Source organism: Granulicella pectinivorans (genome assembly GCF_900114625.1).
GTDB classification, from domain to species: Bacteria; Acidobacteriota; Terriglobia; order Terriglobales; family Acidobacteriaceae; genus Edaphobacter; species Edaphobacter pectinivorans.
Map to the genome: position 1 here is coordinate 1,518,934 of NZ_FOZL01000001.1, position 18,731 is coordinate 1,537,664.

Below are 18,731 nucleotides of genomic sequence, written 5' to 3' on the forward strand. Positions count from 1 at the left end.
CCTAAGACCGTATCGCCGGTGCCGCAGCTCCGCGCCGGTCCCGATGCTTATCCCGGTTCTTCTCGTAGATCAGCCTTAGACCGTTCAGCGTCAGCATCTCGTCGATCTCGCTCAGGTACTCTGACCCCGGCGCGATCAGCTTCGACAATCCGCCCGTTGCCACCGTCTTGGTCTCCGGCCCCAGTTCCCCGATCATCCTCTTCAGAATGCCGTCCACCAGCCCGATGTAACCGTAATAAAGCCCGATCTGGATATTGTCGACGGTGCCTGTACCAATCACCTTGGCCGGCTTCTTCACATCGATCCGAGGCAGCCGCGCCGCCCGCTGAAACAGGGCATCGGCAGAAATTCCAAGCCCGGGGGCGATCGCCCCGCCCAGAAACTCACCCTTCTTCGAGACGACGTCGAACGACGTCGCCGTGCCCATATCCACCACAATCGTCGGTCCGCCGTACTTTTCAAACGCGGCCACGCAGTTCACGATGCGGTCCGCGCCAACCTCGGCGGGATTATCCGTCAGCACCGGCAGTCCGGTCTTTACCCCGGGCTCAATGAACAGCGGCTTTACCTTGAAGAAGATCTCGCACACTCGGCGCAGCGTGGAATCCAGCGGAGGCACAACGGACGAAATAGCAATCCCGTCCACCTGGTTCAAATCATGGCCCACCGAGATGAACAAGCTGCGCAGCGTCACGCCGATCTCATCCGACGTCTGCCCCAGCGGCGTGGTAATCCGCCAGTCCGCGACCAGCTCTGCCGGAGCGTCCTCCGTGGCAAGCCGAAACAGCCCCAGCACCGTATTGGTATTGCCTGCGTCGATCGCGAGCAGCATCCGTGTTTCCCTCTCCGTCACCTTGGCCGTACCCCGCCTGACAGCACGGTGCGTAACGATCCGTCGTCCGCCAGCACGCGCAGAAAGCCACGCGCGTCCAAACCTGCCGTAATCCCAGTATAGCTATCCTCTTCGCCGACTCTGACCGGCTTGCCCCGCACCCAGCTCGAGGCCTCGGCGAAGCGATCCAGCAGAGTCCCGGGCTCAGTCTCCAGCAGAACGACCTCCCGCTCCAGAGCCCGCAGCAGCGCATCCAGCAGACTCTCCCGCGACCACTCCTGCCCGGTTTCGATCCGCAGCGACGTGGCGATCGAACGCAGTTCCTCCGGAAACGCCGCATGCTGCACATTCAAACCGATCCCGATGACCGCAAAACGCAGCGTATCGCCTGCCGCCGAGGTCTCGGCCAGAATGCCGCCGAACTTCTTTCCGTTCAAAATCATGTCGTTCGGCCAGCGGATATCCGGCAGCTGCCCGGTGGTCTCATACACGGCGGCCTGCACCGCCAGTCCCGTCGCCAGCGAGAGCCACAACGCCTTGCCCAGAGCCATCTTCGGCCGCAGCAGAACACTCACATACAGCCCATCGCCTGCCGCCGAATGCCACCCATGGCCCCCACGCCCACGGCCCGCGGTCTGCTCGTCGGCCACCCACACGGAACCCTCCAGGGCTCCGGCCTGCGCAGCCTCAAGTGCCAGCGTATTGGTCGAGCCCGTCGTCGCCAGATGCGTGATCTTGCCCGAGAACCGAGTCCCCGCGCCTGCCTCGATCCAGCTAAAAGACATTCGCGGTCACTCGCATCGACAGGTCCGCCGCCGCCGTCGACTGCGTCAGCGCGCCCACCGAGACGAAGTCCACCCCGGCCTGCGCATAGCTCAGTACATTCTCAAGCGTCATCTGCCCGCCTGCCTCAATCTCGATATTCGCGCGGGTCTCGCGAATCTGCTTCACCGACTTCTTCACCGCAGCCACCGTCATGCCTTCAAGAATGATCGCCTGCGCCCCTGCCGCGAGAGCCTCATCGAGCTCCTCCTGGTTGGCGACCTCGACCTCCGGCCTCTGCCCTGGCTTCTTGCCCTTCTCGGCCTTCTCGTAGGCCGCCGTCAAACCGCCGCCCAACGCGATGTGGTTGGCCTTGATCAGGATGCCATCGCGCAGGTCGTTGCGGTGGCTCAACCCGCCGCCGCAGAGCACCGCGTACTTGTCGAGCAGGCGCAGTCCCGGGGCCGTCCGTCGCGTATCGACGATCTTGCACTGCGTCCCGGACACGGCTTTCACAAACTCGTTCGTCACCGTGGCAATCCCGCACATGCGCTGCAGCAGGTTCAGCATCACGCGCTCGCAGGATAGGATCGCGTCCGCATGATGGCGGATCACCGCGAGGGTCTGGCCCTTTTTCACCCGAACCCCATCGAAGATCTCCGGGTGGTTCACCACCTCAAACCGCGAGTCCGAATCCACCAGCTTCCCGTAGATCTCCAGAAACGCCTGTACCGAGCCTAGCCCCGCAATAATGCACGGTTGGTTGGCGACAATAGTTCCCGTGGCCCGCAGCCCTCTGGGAATCGTCAACTGCGTAGTCACATCCTGTGTTGCCCGGTCTTCGACGAGAGCGGCCTCGAGCGTCGCGCGCACGCGTTTACTTTTCCAATCCATGCCGTCCATCCTAAACCCGGCTGCATCCTATGGTGAAGAACACCTATGCCGAGCCTCGCCAATCAGATCGCTTTTCTCTTCCTGCTCGGGATCCCCATCGCCTGCGTCGCCTGGACGGTCACGCACGAAGAGGTCTTCCGCGAGCCTAGAGAATACTGCAAGAAAAGAAGCCAGAACTGCAAGCCGATCGTCGCGCGCAAGTTCTTCTACCTCTTCACCTGTGAGTACTGCTTCTCGCACTACGTGGCCGCTCTCTTCCTCATCATCACGCACTATCACCTGCTCTATGCAGGGTGGCGCGGATACCTCATGGCGGAGTTCGCCCTCGTCTGGGTTGCCAACGTCTACATGAGCTTCTTCAACCGCCTCCGCCTCGACATCAAGCACGAGAACGTCGTGATCGCCGCCGAGCAGATCGTCGTCGACCAGACCAAAGAGCGGGAACCCGCCACCGTAACCCCCGCCCCGTAGCCCACGGCGGCAGAGCCGGTATTTCGAGCCAGAAGCGTCCAGCCGGGCATCCAAAAGCAGCCGTCTGTGAAAATCCTCGCACCCCGTGAGGAAAACCCTCTGCCCCCGGAAGATTTACTCTAGATAAGAATTATTATTGAACAGCGCCTCCGCGAACCCGAGCCGGAGAACCAACAAGTCAACCGGAAAGTCCTTTTCCGTTAGCTGTACCGAAGGAGAGAACGTGTCCAACGAAATGAAGTGCCCCGTGCCCCACGGCGCCAGTCCCACCGCCTCGCAGACTGCTACTGAGACCTCCTCGCCCATGCATGGCGCCGTTACCACCAACTCGCGCAAGATCGTCCGGAACGCCGAGTGGTGGCCCGACCGTCTCGACCTCGCCGTTCTCCACCAGAACACCAAGCTCGCCGACCCCATGGACCCGGCCTTCAACTACGCCGAGGAGTTCAAGAAGCTCGATCTCGACGGCGTCATCGCCGACCTCCACGCCCTCATGACCGATTCGCAGAGCTGGTGGCCCGCCGACTACGGCCACTACGGTCCCTTCTTCATCCGCATGGCCTGGCACTCTGCCGGCACCTACCGCACCTACGACGGACGCGGTGGCGCGGGCATGGGCACACAGCGCTTCGCTCCCCTCAACTCCTGGCCCGACAACGTCTCGCTCGATAAGGCTCGCCGCCTCCTCTGGCCCATCAAGCAGAAGTACGGCAAGAAGATCTCCTGGGCCGATCTCATGATCCTCACCGGCAACGTCGCGCTTGAGTCCATGGGGCTCAAGACCTTCGGCTTTGGCGGGGGACGCGCCGACGTCTGGGTTCCGCAGGAAGACATCTTCTGGGGCACCGAGCGCACCTGGCTCGGCAGCGACCGCTACCAGGGAGACCGCGATCTCGACAACCCACTCGCCGCCGTGCAGATGGGCCTCATCTACGTGAACCCCGAAGGCCCCGACGGCAAGCCCGATCCCATCGCCTCGGCGCGCGACATCCGCGAGACCTTCGGACGCATGGCCATGAACGATGAGGAGACCTTCGCCCTCATCGCCGGCGGACACACCTTCGGCAAGGGCCACGGCGCGTACGATCCAGGCCCCAACGTCGGACCCGAGCCCGAGGGCGCACCCATCGAGCAGCAGGGCTTCGGCTGGAAGAACTCCAAGGGCAAGGGCCACTCGGAAGACACCATCTCCTCCGGGCTCGAAGGCGCATGGACCTCCCAGCCCATCAAGTGGGATAACGAGTACCTCGACAACCTCTACAACTTCGACTGGGCGCTCAAGAAGGGCCCCGGCGGCGGATGGCAGTGGTATGCCGTGGCGGAGCCGGCCAACATCCCCGACGCGCACATCCCGGACAAGAAGCACCTGCCCATGATGTTCACGTCCGATCTCGCCCTCAAGTTCGATCCCGCCTACGAGCAGATCGGCAAGCGCTTCCAGAAGGATCCCGCAGCCTTCGCCGACGCCTTCTCCCGCGCCTGGTTCAAGCTTACCCACCGCGACATGGGCCCCATCGTCCGCTACCTCGGACCTCTGGTTCCCAAGGAAACCCTCATCTGGCAGGATCCCGTCCCGGCATCGAATGGCGAAGTCATCAATGACGCCGACGTCGAAACGCTGAAGACACAGATCCTCGCCTCAGGCCTCACCAGCTCGCAGCTCGTCTCCACGGCATGGGCCGCGGCGGCCTCCTTCCGCGGTTCCGACAAGCGCGGCGGAGCCAACGGCGGACGTATCCGTCTCGAGCCCCAGAAGAACTGGGAGGTCAACCAGCCTCTCGTCCTCGCGAAGGTGCTCGGTGTCCTCGAAGACATCCAGAAGAGCTTCGGCAAGCACGTCTCCATCGCTGATCTCGTCGTCCTCGGCGGAACCGCTGCTGTGGAAGCTGCGGCGAAGAAGGCTGGCTTCGACGTGAAGGTGCCCTTCGCGCCCGGCCGCACCGACGCTACGCAGGAGCAGACCGACATCGCCTCGTTCGCTCCCCTGGAGCAGACGGCCGATGGCTTCCGCAACTACTTCCGTCCTGGACACACCCAGCGCGCCGAGGAGCTCCTGGTCGATCGCGCCCAGTTGCTCACCCTCACCGCGCCGGAGATGACCGTGCTGGTCGGCGGTCTGCGCGTCCTCGGTGCCAACTTCCGTGGCTCGAAGAACGGCGTCTTCACCACCCAGGCCGACACGCTGACGAACGACTTCTTCGTCAACCTGCTCGACATGGCAACGGAGTGGAAGGCTGCGTCCACCGGCGAAGGTCTCTTCGAAGGCCTCGACCGCGAGACCGGCGAGATCAAGTGGACGGCAACCCGCGTCGATCTCATCTTCGGATCCAACTCCCAACTCCGCGCCCTCGCGGAGGTCTATGCAGGAAACGACGCGAAGGAGAAGTTCGTGAAGGACTTCGTGGCCGCCTGGACCAAGGTCATGAACCTCGATCGTTTCGACCTCGTCTACTAAACACGGCATGCAGTGCAGCAACACCGCCGGCGCAAACCTACCCAGGTTTGCGCCGGCTTTCCATGCCGCAACATACTTTCCTTCCTAAACAGGGAAGGTCGTTCCACGGCGGAAGAACGGACTTACTCTAAGGACGTTTATTCTGTTTCGCTGAGATCTTCTGTCCGCCTAAGCGCAGTGGCATTCGTCTTCATCCTGGATAGGAAAAGCTGTAATACACTTTTTCCATCGTGGGCTTCGTCGTGCAGAAAGAGGTAAAAAATGAAGCGCAAAGTGTGGATGGCAACCTACGCAGCAATCCTGACTCTTACCTTCTCCGGTACATGCACCCAACCCATGCTGGCTCAACAAACGCAGAACACCTGGTCACAGCAAGACTCACTGCGCATCGTCAGCGAGGTCCAGAAGAGGCTCGGTGGTCTAGCGAACTATGCGGTGTTCGACTGGATCACCTTTGGCGAACAGGGTAAGACAGTTTTTCTCAAAGGATATGCATCCCGCCCTTCGTTGAAGGCTGACGCGGAACGTGCGGTCAAAGACATTCCGGGAGTAGAAAGGGTCGAGAATCAAATCGAGGTTCTGCCGATTTCGCCCAATGACGATCGGATTCGAGCCGCGGTGTACAACCGCATCTATACCCAGGCATCGTTACGCAAATACAACGCCAATGCTGGCTCTCTGGCACGCGCCATGGGACCGGGTGGTCGTAGCGTTGCGCTCATGGCTGGCGGCATCACAAACACGCCGCCCATCGGCTATCACGCCATCCATATCGTCGTGAAGAATGGACGCGCGATGCTCTTCGGGGCGGTGCTCAATGCGTCGGATGTTGCCATGGCGAATATGGCGGCGAACTCGGCGCCTGGAGCATTCAGCGTGGAGAACAACCTTGTGACGGAAGGTTCCCGGCCCGGCAACTGATCCGCACACGCTAAGAAACGATCTGGAGGGCAAGGACGTGGGCGCTTTTCTTGCGGCGTCGGGCTGCACGCTTCGATCTCGACTCGCTCATCTTTGAAGCTGGGCCAGTGACCTCTGGCCGCCTTCATCGGATGCAATCCCCCAGGGCATACCGCCGGCAATGCTCCAGATACGCCGCCTCATGTTCTGCCACCAGCTCCACCACGCTCTGCCACAGCCATCCCGGAGCATCCAGGCTCTTCGACCGGTTCCGACCCAGCTCTGCCTTCCACCGTTTGCGCGTCGCCGTATCCATCTGCCGCACATGCGCCTTGCCCACGACCGAGGCCAGATAATGTGCCGTCGCCACCGCCTCCTCACGCGTCAGGCGATCGACCTCCACCTTCAGGTCCTGCGGCATCAGAGCCCGCATCACCACCGGCCTGTTCTTGAAGTGCGCGGCCACCATCCGGTCGCCGAGGTAAGGCGAAAGCGCCTTGGCGCCTGCAACCACCCGTGCAGCATTATCCCCCGGCATCTCGACGGCGCGCTTCATCGGAGCCGCGGCCGTCACCGCCTCCTTGATATCCAGCAGCCGGTAACACTGGTCCTGCTTCTTCCCCACGCCCACCAGCACCGCGAACCGCAGCTTGCCCAGCGAGCTGCATCCCTTCATCCAGTACGCCGCGTCGAGTACCCGCAGCTTGTTCCCGCCCAGCAGAAGGTCCGACTTCGCCTCCTTCACAATCCGTTCCACCTCGGCCCGTTCCTCGTCGGTGAGTGCCCAGAACCGATCGCCCAACGGAATCACCGGCGTCTCATCCTCGATCCGCTCTTCTGCCAGATGTCTCCATTTACGGCTCAGCGCGGCGCGCATCGTCAGCCGAATCGGCCTTAGCTCCACCGCCTCATGGTCCGCCGCTGCCTTCCGCGGAGCCGACAGAGCCTGTCCATACCCCAGCACCATCTGCTCCAGCATCAGCGCCGTCGTCACCCCCGGCAGGTCCGACCCGCGCGCTGCCGTCGCCAGCGAAAGTCCCAACCGCACCAGGTCATGCGCCGGATTCCCAACCACCGTCTGGTCCAGATCGCGAATCTGAATCTCGACCCGCCCCTCGGCGTTGGCCACCGGTCCCAGGTTCCCCGCATGGCAATCCCCGCAGATCCACACCGCAGGTCCCTGCGGCAATTTGTCGCCAGACCCGCTGGCCAGCCACTCATAGAACTGCAGCGTATTCCCACGCACATACGCATGCGCGGACCGCGCCATCTTTACCCTGCGCTGTTGCTCCAGCACAGCCATCCGCCTCGAGGGCTCCACCGCTTGCATTGTCTTTTTCATCGTCTATTCACACTACGATGCAGAAAGAAACCGGGACGGCCACGTCCTCACGACTATGTCGTATGCGTCACAGTTCCCGTTCCGAAACGTCGAGTTAAAGAGGAAACCCCTTCGCAACAGGGTACTGTCGCGAAGGGGATTTCCTCATGTATCGAGCAGCGTCACTCCGCCGACAACTCATCCAGCGCAGCCTTGGCCTTATCGAATAGCATCTGCGTCTCCGCAAACTGCTTCCGCAGCCCAGCCACGATATGCTCCGGAGCACGAGCCATGAAGCCCTCATTCCCAAGCTGCTTCTGCGCCGCATCCAGACCCTTCTGATACTTCGCCAGGTCCTTCGTCAGCTTCTCGCGCTCGGCCACGACGTCGATCACACGCTCGTACACCACCTGCACATCGAACTCCGCCGTCGAACGCGAGCCGTTCCCCGTCAGCGTGGCCGAAACAAACTCCACCTCATTCACGCGGGCCAGCCTGCGCAGCAGATCCGTATTGGCATCCACCAGCGCCACCACGCGATTGTCCGCAAACACCCGCACCGGAGCCGCTTCCTTCTCCGGTACGCCCATCTCCTTGCGCAGACCGCGCACGGCCACGATCATCTCCTGCATCAGGATCATCGCGGTGACGCTTCCATCGGTATCCCGCGCAAAGTCCATGAACTCCGGATAGTGCGCCAGCGCAATCGACTTCAGCGGAACAGGCAGCCCAATCTGCGGCCAAAACGCGTGCCAGATCTCCTCCGTAATAAACGGCATAAACGGATTCAACAGCCGCAGCGCGCCTTCAAACACCGCAAGCAGCGTCGTCAGCGCAACGGTCGTCGCCTCCAGGTCCGCGCCCTCATCGAAGTTCAGCCGCAGCTTCACAATCTCCAGGTACCAGTCGCAGAAATCGCCCCAGAAGAACTGGTAGATCGCATGCGCCGCCTCGTCGAACCGGTATTCCTTCAGCGCCTCATCGACCACCGCCGAAGTAGCCGCAAGCCGGGCCACGATCCAGCGTCCCTCCAGCCGCGAGTGCTCCGTACTGCGCAGAGCCTTCTTCAACTGCTTCGCGTCGATCGAGATCCCCGCCTCCTTCGCCCTCTCCACGTTCATAAAGAGAAAGCGAGCCGAGTTCCAGATCTTGTTCGCAAACGCCCGGTACCCTTCGGTGCGAGCCTCCGAGAACGCAATATCCGTCCCCGGCGAAGCCATCGAGGCCAGCGTAAACCGCACCGCATCCGTTCCAAACCGCTCGATGATGTCGATCGGGTTGATCACATTGCCCTTGGTCTTCGACATCTTCTGACGGTCCGCATCCCGCACCAGCCCATGGATGTAGACCTCCTTGAACGGCACCGCGTCGGCCAACTTCCGCGCCGACCCATCCGGCATCGGTACATCCATCATGAAGTGCGTGCCCAGCATGATCATCCGGGCCACCCAGAAGAACAAAATATCGAAGCCCGTCACCAGCAGCTCCGTCGGATAGAACGCCGCCAGGTCCTTCGTCGCATCCGGCCACCCAAACACGGTGAAGGGAAGCAGCCCCGAGGAAAACCACGTATCCAGAACATCCGTCTCCTGCGTAATGGCAGCCGATCCGCACGTCCCGCAGGCCGTAGGCGTCTCGCGCGAAACGGTGATGTGTCCCGCCGAGCAGTGCCACGCCGGAATCCGGTGTCCCCACCACAATTGCCGTGAGATGCACCAGTCGTAGATGTTTTTCATCCACTCGTCGTACGTCTTGCGATACTGCTCCGGCGTAAACCGGATGTGCCCATCGCGCACCGCGGCAATCGCCTTTGCCGCCACGGAATCCCCACCACTCGCAGGCGTCTTGTTGACGGCCAAAAACCACTGCATCGAAAGCCGCGGCTCAATCACCACGCCCGACCGCTGCGACACCGGCACGGTCATCGGGTGATCCTTCACCTCAACCAGCAGGCCCAGCGCATCGAGATCCGCGACAATCTTCTCCCGCGCCGCAAATCGCTCCATGCCGTCATACGGCGAGCCGGCCAGCGTGATATGCGCGGTCGTATCGAAGATCGAGGGCTGCGGCAGGCCGTGCCTCTGCCCAATCGCAAAGTCATTCGGATCGTGCGCCGGCGTCACCTTGACAGCGCCCGTTCCAAACTCCGGCTTGGCCCACTCATCGGCCAGAATCGGAATCTCTCGTCCCGTCAAAGGCAGCGCCACAATCTTGCCCACAAGGCTCGTATACCGCTCGTCCTCCGGATTCACCACAACCGCCACATCACCCAGCATCGTCTCCGGACGAGTCGTCGCAATCACAATCGAGCCCGTTCCATCGGCCAGAGGATAGCGCACATGGTACAACTTGCCCATGCGCTCCTCGGACTCCACCTCCAGGTCCGATACCGCAGTCTGGATCTGCGGATCCCAATTGACGATATACGCCCCGCGATAGATCAGCCCCTGCTCATACAGCCGAACAAACGCCTCCTTCACCGCCACGCTCAGCCCATCGTCCATCGTGAAGTACTCGCGGCTCCAGTCCACCGACGCGCCCAGCCGACGCATCTGGTCCGTAATCGCGCCGCCGTACTCCTTCTTCCACGCCCACACCCGCTCGGTAAACGCCTCGCGTCCCATCTCGGTCCGAGACGTTCCTTCGGTCTTCAACTGTCGCTCGACCATCATCTGCGTGGCAATGCCCGCATGGTCGGTCCCCGGAACCCAAAGCGAGATATCGCCCGACATCCGATGCCAACGCGTCAGAATGTCCATCTCTGCCTGGTTCAGCATGTGCCCCATGTGCAGCCGTCCCGTAACATTGGGGGGCGGCAGAAGCATCGTGAACTTCTTCTCGTCAATCTGCGTATCGTTGGGGGAAGGCACATCGAACAGTCGTTCGTTGACCCAGTACTCGGCCCAGCGCTGCTCGATGGTCGAGGGATCGTAGGCCTTTGGAAGCTCGTTCGGTTTGGAGATTTCGTCGCTCATGAATACCTTAAGCCTAGCACTCGGCAGCCGCAGACGCAGCCCCGGGCAGTCGCACCACGGGCCCCATGGAACTACCAAGGATGCCGTCATGAACCGATTCGGATCGCTCGTCCTTCTCCTCGCCTGCCTGCTCGCCCCCGCGACCCTCCTCGCCGCGCGCCATAGCCACGGACATTCCAACGGACAGGATCACGTCGGCTTCGGAGACACCATCACCATAGATGACAGTCATCCCGCCGGCGATATCGTCTGCGCCTTCTGCACCATCCGCATCCAGGGCGACCACTCCGGCGATCTCGTCTCCTTCTTCGGAGACGTGCAGGTCGACAACAACCACACCCTCTCCGGCGACTCCGTCGTGTTCGGTGGACGCCTCGGCCTCGGCGATCAGACCCAGATGCACGGCAACCTCGTCCTCTTCGGGGGCGAACTCTCCCAGGCCCCCACGGCGAATATCAGCGGCGACCGAGTCGTCTTCGCTGGAACCGGCTGGCTCCTCGTCCTGCTCTCGCCTCTGCTCATCCCCATCGGCCTCATCTGGCTCATCGTCCACCTCGTCCGCCGCCAGCGCTACCGGTTCCCGGCCTACCCACCCCCACCCAACCGCTACTAGCGCCGTTGCGCATGGACCTTTGTCGCCTCGGCTTCTACGTATCCCAAGGCTTAACCTTGGGTCTCACAACAAGCCGACAAACCGGGCTTTAGCCCCTGGGTGTGCCTTTTTTCTTCAGGCCGCGATAGGCAAACACAAGGGCAACACCCCTTCAAATCCCCTCATCCCGCCGTATCGTCCAGTCCGCCGCCATCACCGCCATCACCCAAACGGTCCCCACCACATACCCCGCCAGCACATCGGAGGGATAGTGAACCCCCAGGTAGATCCGGCTCAACCCAATCCCCGAGATCAGCACCACGCTCCCCGCCACCAGCCCCACCCGCTCCCACACTGCGCGCTCATACTGCATCAACAGATACGTCAGCACCCCATACAGCACCACCGCCATCACCGAGTGACCGCTCGGAAACGAAAAACTCCGTTCATGCACAAATGCCCACGGCACATCCGGCCTGGTCCTTCGGTAGTGCAGCTTCAGCACCGTATCGAGCAGGCCGCCGCCGCCCATCGACATCAGCACCAGAAGCGCATCCCGCCTGAAGTCCCGCATCCATAGCACCGCCGAGGCGATCACGATCACGGGAATCAGCGTCATCGGCGATCCGATAAAGCTCAGCGTCTTCGCCAGCGCGGTCAGCCACGGCGTATCCCGCGCATGAATCCAAGCCAGAATCCCACGGTCGATTCCCTCCAGCCGGGGATGCGAGATGTCTTCGTGGATCTTCGCAAACAAAAACAGCAGAAGCCCAGCCGCCACCAGCCCGGCCACAAGCACAAGAAAAAACGTCCGCCTCTTCTCCGGCGTAATCCGCTTCGACAAGATCATCAGCCGATCATATCCGCGAAAACGACTACCCCAGGCCTCGTTTCTAAGACCTGGGGTTTGGTGTCCCCAATCACTCCAGTTTCCCGTCTGACAGAACTACTTGGTAGCCCGCAGACCCACCGGCAACATCGGCCCGTATAACGCATCCTGCGACTCCGTCAGGTAAAACGTCAGAATCTTCGGATACTGCTCCTCCACCAGGACCAGCGTCCTGAAGTCGAAGCTCTGCACATCCACCCGAGCCTCCATGTGGTGCTTCGCAATCGCGCCACACAGCGTATCCACAAACACCTGCGGACCGAATGTATGGTTCTTCATCATCTCCGCATACTTCGCCATCGGGCTGTCCGCAGGCGGAGCCGGTAAATCCTCCGGCAGAATCTTTGTCTCCAGGTTGAAGTGGACGCGAGCCGCATTCGCCGCACGCGCCGCCGCTTCAGGCTGATTCTTTCCCGCCCCATGCCGGTAATAGTCCTCATAGAAGGCGACGAACCGGAACAACTGCTCCACGTACGTTGGCACATACGGGCTGATCAGCTTTTCCTTCGCGGCAAACGCAACCGCCACGGGCGAGAGTGCCAGGTCGTTCTTCTGGTCCGGAAACTGCGAGTGCAGCTTGTCGCAGATAAACGTCTTCTGCGCGTCGGCCATCGTAATCTCGCGATGATACTGACGCGTAGCCAGCGTGTACTCCGACCCATCGGCCTTGCGGCACGACTGTGGATTCAGAAACTGGTCGTGCCAGATGATCGATACATGATCCGCCGTCACGCCCGTGTCCGTCTCAATCGTCGAGATCAGGTTATCCAGCCCACCCTCGAACGCCGGTAGCGTATTCTCGGGCCGCAGCCCGCGCCCGCCGCGATGCCCCTGCACATCGAATCCCTTCAACGACCCCGGCTTCGCCGCGCGCTCCTCCGCAACCACCTTCTGCAGCAGGTCGGGCCGATCCGAAATCAAGCCGTCGACTCCCGTGCGAATCACCGCCCGCATCTTCTCCGGATCGTTCGTCGTCCACGGCACCACCGTGATGCCCGCCGTCTGCAACGCCGCCACCGGCACCTGTCCGTTCAAAATTGTGGCGTCCACAGGAGAAAGCGCCGGCACCAGCGCATGGTGCTCCTTCGCATGCGCGGCGGCCTTCTGCATCAGGTCGAAGAACGGATTGGCTTGTGCATTCATCGTCATAGGGGCAATCACGAGGCAGAGGGCAAACTTCTTCGCTGTAGTCATAGGTTTCAAGGTTCGTTGGTCCCAGTTACACCCCGATGAACGTTGCCGTCCGAATCAGGTAAAGTCGGAACAATCTCGAAATTCTACTCCGGAAGAGAACCGAACGATGAAGCTCGTCCCTGTACTGCTCGCCTGCGCTATCTCGTCGCCCGCCTTCGCCCAACAAGCCATCGCACCCCACTCGGGCTACCAGTCGCAGGCCAGCCAGGACGCCCCGGCGCTCACGGCCAGCACCAAACGCTCTCCCGCTGCGCTCCTGACCACCGGCGAGAAAACCGGCTGGAACGAGACCGCCCTCTACGCCGAAGCCGTCGAGATCTCCAATAAGCTCGCCAAGGCCTCGCCTCTGGTCAAGGTCATCACCTTCGGGACGACACCAGAAGGACGCCCCATGACCGCGCTGATCGTCTCGAAAGACAAGGCCTTCACCCCCGAGGCCGCCGCCAAAACCGGCAAGGCCATCATCCTCATCCAGTCCGGCATCCACTCCGGCGAGATCGAGGGCAAAGACACCGCCCTTATGCTCATCCGCGACATGGTGGTTGTCAAGAACCCCGAAGAAGCCTCGTGGCTCGACAAGGCCATCTTCGTCGTCATCCCCGTCTTCAACATCGACGGCCACGAATCCCGCAGTCCGTTCAACCGCGCCATGCAGAACGGCCCCGCCGTCACCGGCCTCCGCAACACCATGCAGGACCTCAACCTCAACCGCGACTACCTCAAGGGCGACACTCCCGAGATGCGCGCCTGGCTCAGGCTTTACAACGCCTGGCTCCCCGACTTCATGTTCGACAACCACGTCACCGACGGCGCCGACTACCAGTATGACGTCACCTGGGACATGGCCCGTAACCAGGACATCGCCGAACCCGTCCGCACCTGGGTCAACCAGACCTTCGTCCCCGGCCTCAACGCCGGCATGGCCGCCGACGGTCACCTCGTCAGTCCCTACGGAGCCCTTCGACGCGGAGCCAGCGGAAACCGCGAGTTCTTCATGGAGGTCTTCAGCCCCCGTTACTCGCACCTCTACACCGCCGTCCAGAACCGCCCCTGCCTCCTCGTCGAGTCGCACTCCCTCAAGACCGCCAAAACCCGCGCCTGGGCCCACTACGACATCATGCGCGACTCCATCGACACCATCCTCAAGGACCCCGAGGCCCTGAAGAAGGCCGTCCGCGAAGCCGACAAGGCCGCCATCGCCGCAGCCGGAGACCGCAACGCCGCTCCCGTCTATCTCGGCGGAGAAGTCGACCCCACCCAGTCCCGCCCCCTCACCTATCTCTCGCTCAAGAGCGCCATGGTCCCCAGCGAGGTCACCGGCGCGACGGTCAACCGCTTCTCCACCGACAAGGACGATCTCACCACCGTCATCCACGACCAGATCAAGACCACCGCGGAAGCGAAGATGCCCCTCGGCTACCTCATCCCGCTGGCCTGGAAGTCCCTCGCCGACGAACTCGCCCTCCACGGCGTCCAGATGGAGCGCACCACCAAACCCATCGAGCAGGAGTTCGAGACCTACCGCTTCACCGACGTCAAGTTCGCCCCTCGCGCCGACGAAGGCCACATCCTCGTCGACTACAAGCTCACCCCGGTCAAAGAGAAGATCCTCTTTCCCGCCGGTTCCTTCTACGTTCCCATGAAGCAGCGCCGAGCCCGCCTCATCCTCGCCCTGCTGGAACCCGCCGCACCGGACGCCCTCGCCCGCTGGGGATATATCGACGCCGTCTTCCAGTCCATGGGCAGAATCGGTGCCGGCGACTACCTCTCGGTCCCCATCGCCAGCCGCATGATGGCCGACAACCCAACCCTCCGCGCCGAGTTCGAGACCAAACTGAAAGCCGACCCCACCTTCGCCGCCGACCCCCAGGCCCGCCTCACCTGGTGGCTCAGCCGCTCCAACTACCAGAAGCCCACCACGAACCGCTACCCCGTCGCCCAGATCTGGGACAAGACCTGGTAGTCCGGAAAAGCGGCTGCACCAAAAATGGTGCAGCCGCTCAGTGGGGTGCCGCTGGCCACGTTATCCATACATAAGCCCACGTTCTAACCAGCAAAACTGGACTGCCGCACCACCAGCGTCGGCTCCAGCAAGACCGACCTCGCCGCAAGCCCAGGCGTCGTAGCCAACTCAATCGCCAGTTTCGCCGCAATCTCCCCCATATGCTGCGTCGAGTGGTCGATTGAGCTCAGCGGCACCTTCAAATACTCCGCATAACGCAGGTTCCCACACCCCACAAAGGCGATATCCCCTGGAATCCGCAGCCCCGCTTCGAGCGCCGCCTTCATTGCCCCAATCGCCGATAAGTCGTTGTAACAAAAGACCGCATCCGGTCTGGGTTCCCGCGCCAAAAGCTCCTGCATCGCCTGATATCCCGCTGAATCGCCCGCTTCCTCGAATCGAGCCCGGGTCACGACGTAATCCTCACGGACCTCCAGCCCAGCCTCCACCAAAGCCGCCCGATAGCCCTCCAGGCGCCCCAGCGACGGGCTCGTCTCCTGCCCTCCCAGGTGCGCGATCCGCCGTTTGCCCGTCTCGATCAGATGCGCCGTCGCCATCTTCCCCGCCATCACATCGTCCGTCCCCACAAAATAGGTCGACAGCGGCAAGTTGCGGTCAACAAAGAGGATAGGAGTTGCAGCGTCTCCCGTCAGATCCTCCTGCGAGGGATGCGGCTGGCACGAAGCCACAATCAAAACATCGATTCCCCGCGTCAAAAGCGTGCGTATCTCTTGCTGTTCAATCTCGGGATCCTCTTCCGAGGACGCAATAATCAACGCCCGCCCGCTCTCCCGCAGCGTTCCGCCCAACGATTTCGCCAGTTCGCCAAAAAACGGATGCACCAGATCCGGCACCACCAGCCCCACCGTAAAAGATTTGCCGCTCGCCAGCCCCCGCGCCAGCATGTTGGGCCGGTAGTTCAGCTCCTGCATCCTCTTCAAAACAAGGGCTCGGGTGCGGTCCGAGATATCCGGATTGTTGCGCAGCACCTTCGAGACCGTGACGGTCGAAAGTCCAAGGTCCTGCGCGATGTCTTTGAGGCGAACGGCCAAAACAGTCTCCCGAGAGAACTCTTCGCTAAAGTGTACGGCGAACCGCGGCCAAAGCCGCCCGTGAGTGGTGATCGCGGTCACGTTAGCGGAGTCGAAACGGGAAAATCAGACACAGCTTCGTTGAATTTTATTGCGTATTATGTCCGCAATCTGCTATTCGTTAGCGGTAACTAAGATTTCCGCAGCCGGAGACCCTCCATGAACGCTTCCGCCACCGAAACCGCCACCACTGAAGAGATCCGGCTCGCCCCGAACCAGCCCCTGAAGGACCTTGACGACTGGGACGACTTCCTCGAAGGCCGGTACAAGGAAGGCAAGACCGAGGAGGAGTTTCGCGTTTATGACGCGACCGCAACCCCCGGTGTCGCCGAGTTTTACAAACAGAACCACGAGAACATGACCGTGGCCTACACGCTGGCCAAGGAAGAGGAGTACTTCACGCTCCGCAAGGGCCAGAAGACCATCTGGGAGGCCGCCGAGTTCCTCAACACGCTCGTCGACGACTCCGATCCAGACACGGATCTCACCCAGATCGAGCACCTGCTCCAGACCTCCGAAGCGATGCGCCGCGACGGCATGCCGCGCTGGATGATCCTCACCGGCTTTATCCATGACCTCGGCAAGTGCCTTTGCCTCTACGGCGAGCCGCAGTGGGGCGTCGTCGGCGATACCTTCCCGGTGGGTTGCGCCTGGTCGAAGGACATCGTCTTCCACGAGTACTTCGCCAATAACCCCGACCGCCATGTCGCCGAGTACCAGACCAAGTACGGCATCTACGAACCCAATTGCGGCCTCGAAAACCTGCACATGTCCTTCGGCCACGACGGTTACATCATGAAGGTGATGAAGCCATACCTGCAGGATGAGTCGCTCTACATGCTCGGCTTCCACTCGTTCTATCCGTGGCACAAGCATGGTGCATACGACCACTTCTGCAATGATAAGGACCGCTCCATGCTGGACTGGGTTCTCAAGTTCAACCAGTACGACCTCTATTCCAAGGGCCACACCAAGCCGAACATGGCGGAACTGAAGCCTTACTACGACGACCTGTTCGCGGAGTTCCTGCCGCCGACGCTCGCCTGGTAAGTAAGATGTACCGGTAAGACAAGATGGGATGGGAACGGGCGATCCTTTGCCGGTTCTCATCCCATCATCGTTCGCTCTTCAGATCAGGATTCGGCTTCCCGGTCTTCTCCAGCCTGCTTGCCGCTGCGGCTTTTTGCGCGGCCTTCTTCGTCGCGTCGCTCTTGTGTCCTTTGACGGGTTCGCACGAGCCCTGTTCCCCGGCTTTCGTCCCAGGCGTCGGCTTGAATCCCGGCCAGCAATGATTTCCCTTGGCGGCGGATTTCTTCTTCGCAGTTTTCATTCTGGGTTGGATGGCCAGATCGGCTCATCCGTTGGGTTTGGGCACCACGTCCGTTGAACCCGGCCAAAAAATCACTTAGAGGTTGCTGGCGTGGTGACGTATCAGCTCGCGAAGACTCTGCAGCAGGGGGCTATCGCGGTCGGCCGGCCACGCCATGACGAGCTCGATCGACGCGTTCGGCGCGGTGAGCGGGCAAAACGCCAGGTCCCGTGTACTCTCTTTCTGCAGATTCAGGGGGAGCAGCGCAATCCCCACCCCCGCTTCCACCAGGAGCACGACGGAAGACCAAACACTCGACACCGACGCGATGCGCGGGGTGAAGCCGGCCTCCCGGCAGAGCTCAATGACCTTGTCGAAGACGGAGGGTGAGGTCTCCCGCGAGGGCAGGACAAATGGCTCCTCAGCCAGATCGCTGAGGTTGATGGGACCTGGAACCAGGGGGTGGTCCTGCGGCAAAATCGCCACAATATGGTCCTCGCGCACCGACTCCCAGCACAGTTCATTGCGATAGGCCGGCTCGAGCACGCGGGTCAGCCCAATATCGATGCGGCCATCGATCAGCGCCTTCCATTGTCCAGCGGGCGGCATCTCCACCAGGGAAAGTCTGACCATGGGATGCGCCCGGCGAAAGGCCCGGATAACCTCCGGAAATTCGGTCCCGATGCCGCCGGCGAAGAACCCGATGCGCAACTGACCGACCTCGCCACGCTGCGATCGGCGTGCGATGTCGACGGCTGCCGCTGCCGCCGCGAGGGTTTTTCGGGCTTCCAGAAGAAAAAGTTCGCCGTGTAAGGTCAGGCGGATACTCCGATGTGTGCGGTCGAAGAGCGCAACGCCGATCTCGTCTTCCAGGTCGGAGATCTGCTCGCTGATGGCGGATTGCGCGACTCGGAGTGAACGCGCGGCCCGGCTGACCGAGCCGTTATCGGCAATGGCGACCACGTAGCGGAGGTGCCGGAGTTCCATCGGTTTATTCTATCGGTATATCCGATGGATGAGAACGGAAGAAACTAGCGTCCCTCG

At 61.7% G+C, this 18,731-nt stretch carries 16 protein-coding genes; 6 read left to right on the forward strand and 10 right to left on the reverse strand.

Annotated features, from left to right (window positions below; genetic code table 11):
• Position 1 precedes the first annotated feature (1 nt).
• From BM400_RS06085 to nadC, 3 genes are read right to left on the reverse strand one after another with little or no spacing between them, the layout of a single operon-like run.
• Positions 2–832, reverse strand: coding sequence for a type III pantothenate kinase (locus BM400_RS06085; RefSeq protein ID WP_089837582.1), 831 nt, complete (start codon positions 830–832; stop codon positions 2–4).
• 17 nt (positions 833–849) lie between these two features.
• A complete protein-coding gene (locus BM400_RS06090) occupies positions 850–1,617 on the reverse strand; it encodes a biotin--[acetyl-CoA-carboxylase] ligase (RefSeq protein ID WP_089837584.1) in 768 nt (255 codons plus the stop codon).
• Entirely contained in the window at positions 1,607–2,488 is an 882-nt protein-coding gene (gene nadC, locus BM400_RS06095; RefSeq protein ID WP_089841549.1) for a carboxylating nicotinate-nucleotide diphosphorylase, read from the reverse strand. The genes BM400_RS06090 and nadC overlap by 11 nt, the downstream gene beginning before the upstream one ends.
• A 45-nt stretch (positions 2,489–2,533) precedes the next feature.
• Here nadC and BM400_RS06100 point away from each other — a divergent pair, with 45 nt between their 5' ends.
• From BM400_RS06100 to BM400_RS06110, 3 genes are all read left to right on the forward strand, one after another.
• A complete protein-coding gene (locus BM400_RS06100) occupies positions 2,534–2,959 on the forward strand; it encodes a hypothetical protein (protein ID WP_089837586.1) in 426 nt (141 codons plus the stop codon).
• A gap of 223 nt (positions 2,960–3,182) precedes the next feature.
• Positions 3,183–5,414 carry a catalase/peroxidase HPI gene (gene katG, locus BM400_RS06105; protein WP_245781714.1) on the forward strand — a complete coding sequence of 744 codons (2,232 nt, stop codon included), beginning with the start codon at positions 3,183–3,185 and terminating at the stop codon, positions 5,412–5,414.
• A 261-nt stretch (positions 5,415–5,675) separates the two neighbouring features.
• On the forward strand, positions 5,676–6,335 hold the full coding sequence (locus BM400_RS06110) for a BON domain-containing protein (RefSeq protein ID WP_089837590.1): 660 nt from the start codon (positions 5,676–5,678) through the stop codon (positions 6,333–6,335).
• Between the two features lie 124 nt (positions 6,336–6,459).
• Here the strand turns inward: BM400_RS06110 and BM400_RS06115 are convergent, their stop codons facing one another.
• Positions 6,460–7,656 (reverse strand): DUF2252 family protein, encoded by a 1,197-nt coding sequence (locus BM400_RS06115; RefSeq protein ID WP_089837592.1) that lies wholly within the window; start codon positions 7,654–7,656, stop codon positions 6,460–6,462.
• Between the two features lie 161 nt (positions 7,657–7,817).
• The gene (locus BM400_RS06120) at positions 7,818–10,610 is read right to left on the reverse strand and encodes a valine--tRNA ligase (protein ID WP_089837594.1); all 2,793 of its coding nucleotides are present in this window, start codon (positions 10,608–10,610) and stop codon (positions 7,818–7,820) included.
• Positions 10,611–10,698: 88 nt separating this feature from the next.
• Between BM400_RS06120 and BM400_RS06125 the strand changes: the two genes are divergently transcribed.
• Positions 10,699–11,223 (forward strand): hypothetical protein, encoded by a 525-nt coding sequence (locus BM400_RS06125; RefSeq protein WP_089837596.1) that lies wholly within the window; start codon positions 10,699–10,701, stop codon positions 11,221–11,223.
• A 151-nt stretch (positions 11,224–11,374) separates the two neighbouring features.
• Here BM400_RS06125 and BM400_RS06130 read toward each other — a convergent pair whose 3' ends face one another.
• Both BM400_RS06130 and BM400_RS06135 read right to left on the reverse strand, forming a co-directional pair.
• The gene (locus tag BM400_RS06130; protein WP_089837598.1) at positions 11,375–12,052 is read right to left on the reverse strand and encodes a phosphatase PAP2 family protein; all 678 of its coding nucleotides are present in this window, start codon (positions 12,050–12,052) and stop codon (positions 11,375–11,377) included.
• A gap of 96 nt (positions 12,053–12,148) precedes the next feature.
• Positions 12,149–13,285, reverse strand: a complete 1,137-nt coding sequence (locus tag BM400_RS06135; protein WP_089837599.1) for a glycerophosphodiester phosphodiesterase family protein — start codon at positions 13,283–13,285, stop codon at positions 12,149–12,151.
• 106 nt (positions 13,286–13,391) lie between these two features.
• Here BM400_RS06135 and BM400_RS06140 point away from each other — a divergent pair, with 106 nt between their 5' ends.
• Positions 13,392–15,248 carry a M14 family zinc carboxypeptidase gene (locus BM400_RS06140; protein WP_089837603.1) on the forward strand — a complete coding sequence of 619 codons (1,857 nt, stop codon included), beginning with the start codon at positions 13,392–13,394 and terminating at the stop codon, positions 15,246–15,248.
• Between the two features lie 83 nt (positions 15,249–15,331).
• Here BM400_RS06140 and BM400_RS06145 read toward each other — a convergent pair whose 3' ends face one another.
• Positions 15,332–16,339, reverse strand: coding sequence for a LacI family DNA-binding transcriptional regulator (locus BM400_RS06145; RefSeq protein ID WP_089841552.1), 1,008 nt, complete (start codon positions 16,337–16,339; stop codon positions 15,332–15,334).
• Positions 16,340–16,537: 198 nt separating this feature from the next.
• Here BM400_RS06145 and BM400_RS06150 point away from each other — a divergent pair, with 198 nt between their 5' ends.
• Positions 16,538–17,428, forward strand: coding sequence for an inositol oxygenase family protein (locus BM400_RS06150; protein ID WP_089837605.1), 891 nt, complete (start codon positions 16,538–16,540; stop codon positions 17,426–17,428).
• A 64-nt stretch (positions 17,429–17,492) separates the two neighbouring features.
• Here BM400_RS06150 and BM400_RS21950 read toward each other — a convergent pair whose 3' ends face one another.
• Together BM400_RS21950 and BM400_RS06160 are read right to left on the reverse strand one after the other, a co-directional pair.
• Entirely contained in the window at positions 17,493–17,708 is a 216-nt protein-coding gene (locus tag BM400_RS21950) for a hypothetical protein (RefSeq protein WP_089837607.1), read from the reverse strand.
• Between the two features lie 75 nt (positions 17,709–17,783).
• A complete protein-coding gene (locus BM400_RS06160; protein WP_089837609.1) occupies positions 17,784–18,674 on the reverse strand; it encodes a LysR family transcriptional regulator in 891 nt (296 codons plus the stop codon).
• Between the last annotated feature and the right edge of the window lie 57 nt (positions 18,675–18,731).

What these genes read in the sequence shown, in the direction of transcription:
- BM400_RS06160 (WP_089837609.1), bottom strand. Translation starts at nt 18,674, where the DNA reads ATGGAACTCCGGCACCTCCGCTACGTGGTCGCCATTGCCGATAACGGC.
- BM400_RS06120 (WP_089837594.1), bottom strand. Translation starts at nt 10,610, where the DNA reads ATGAGCGACGAAATCTCCAAACCGAACGAGCTTCCAAAGGCCTACGAT.
- BM400_RS06150 (WP_089837605.1), top strand. Translation starts at nt 16,538, where the DNA reads ATGAACGCTTCCGCCACCGAAACCGCCACCACTGAAGAGATCCGGCTC.
- BM400_RS06115 (WP_089837592.1), bottom strand. Translation starts at nt 7,656, where the DNA reads ATGAAAAAGACAATGCAAGCGGTGGAGCCCTCGAGGCGGATGGCTGTG.
- BM400_RS06135 (WP_089837599.1), bottom strand. Translation starts at nt 13,285, where the DNA reads ATGACTACAGCGAAGAAGTTTGCCCTCTGCCTCGTGATTGCCCCTATG.
- nadC (WP_089841549.1), bottom strand. Translation starts at nt 2,488, where the DNA reads ATGGATTGGAAAAGTAAACGCGTGCGCGCGACGCTCGAGGCCGCTCTC.
- BM400_RS06110 (WP_089837590.1), top strand. Translation starts at nt 5,676, where the DNA reads ATGAAGCGCAAAGTGTGGATGGCAACCTACGCAGCAATCCTGACTCTT.
- BM400_RS06130 (WP_089837598.1), bottom strand. Translation starts at nt 12,052, where the DNA reads ATGATCTTGTCGAAGCGGATTACGCCGGAGAAGAGGCGGACGTTTTTT.
- BM400_RS06090 (WP_089837584.1), bottom strand. Translation starts at nt 1,617, where the DNA reads ATGTCTTTTAGCTGGATCGAGGCAGGCGCGGGGACTCGGTTCTCGGGC.
- BM400_RS06100 (WP_089837586.1), top strand. Translation starts at nt 2,534, where the DNA reads ATGCCGAGCCTCGCCAATCAGATCGCTTTTCTCTTCCTGCTCGGGATC.
- BM400_RS21950 (WP_089837607.1), bottom strand. Translation starts at nt 17,708, where the DNA reads ATGAAAACTGCGAAGAAGAAATCCGCCGCCAAGGGAAATCATTGCTGG.
- BM400_RS06140 (WP_089837603.1), top strand. Translation starts at nt 13,392, where the DNA reads ATGAAGCTCGTCCCTGTACTGCTCGCCTGCGCTATCTCGTCGCCCGCC.
- BM400_RS06085 (WP_089837582.1), bottom strand. Translation starts at nt 832, where the DNA reads ATGCTGCTCGCGATCGACGCAGGCAATACCAATACGGTGCTGGGGCTG.
- BM400_RS06125 (WP_089837596.1), top strand. Translation starts at nt 10,699, where the DNA reads ATGAACCGATTCGGATCGCTCGTCCTTCTCCTCGCCTGCCTGCTCGCC.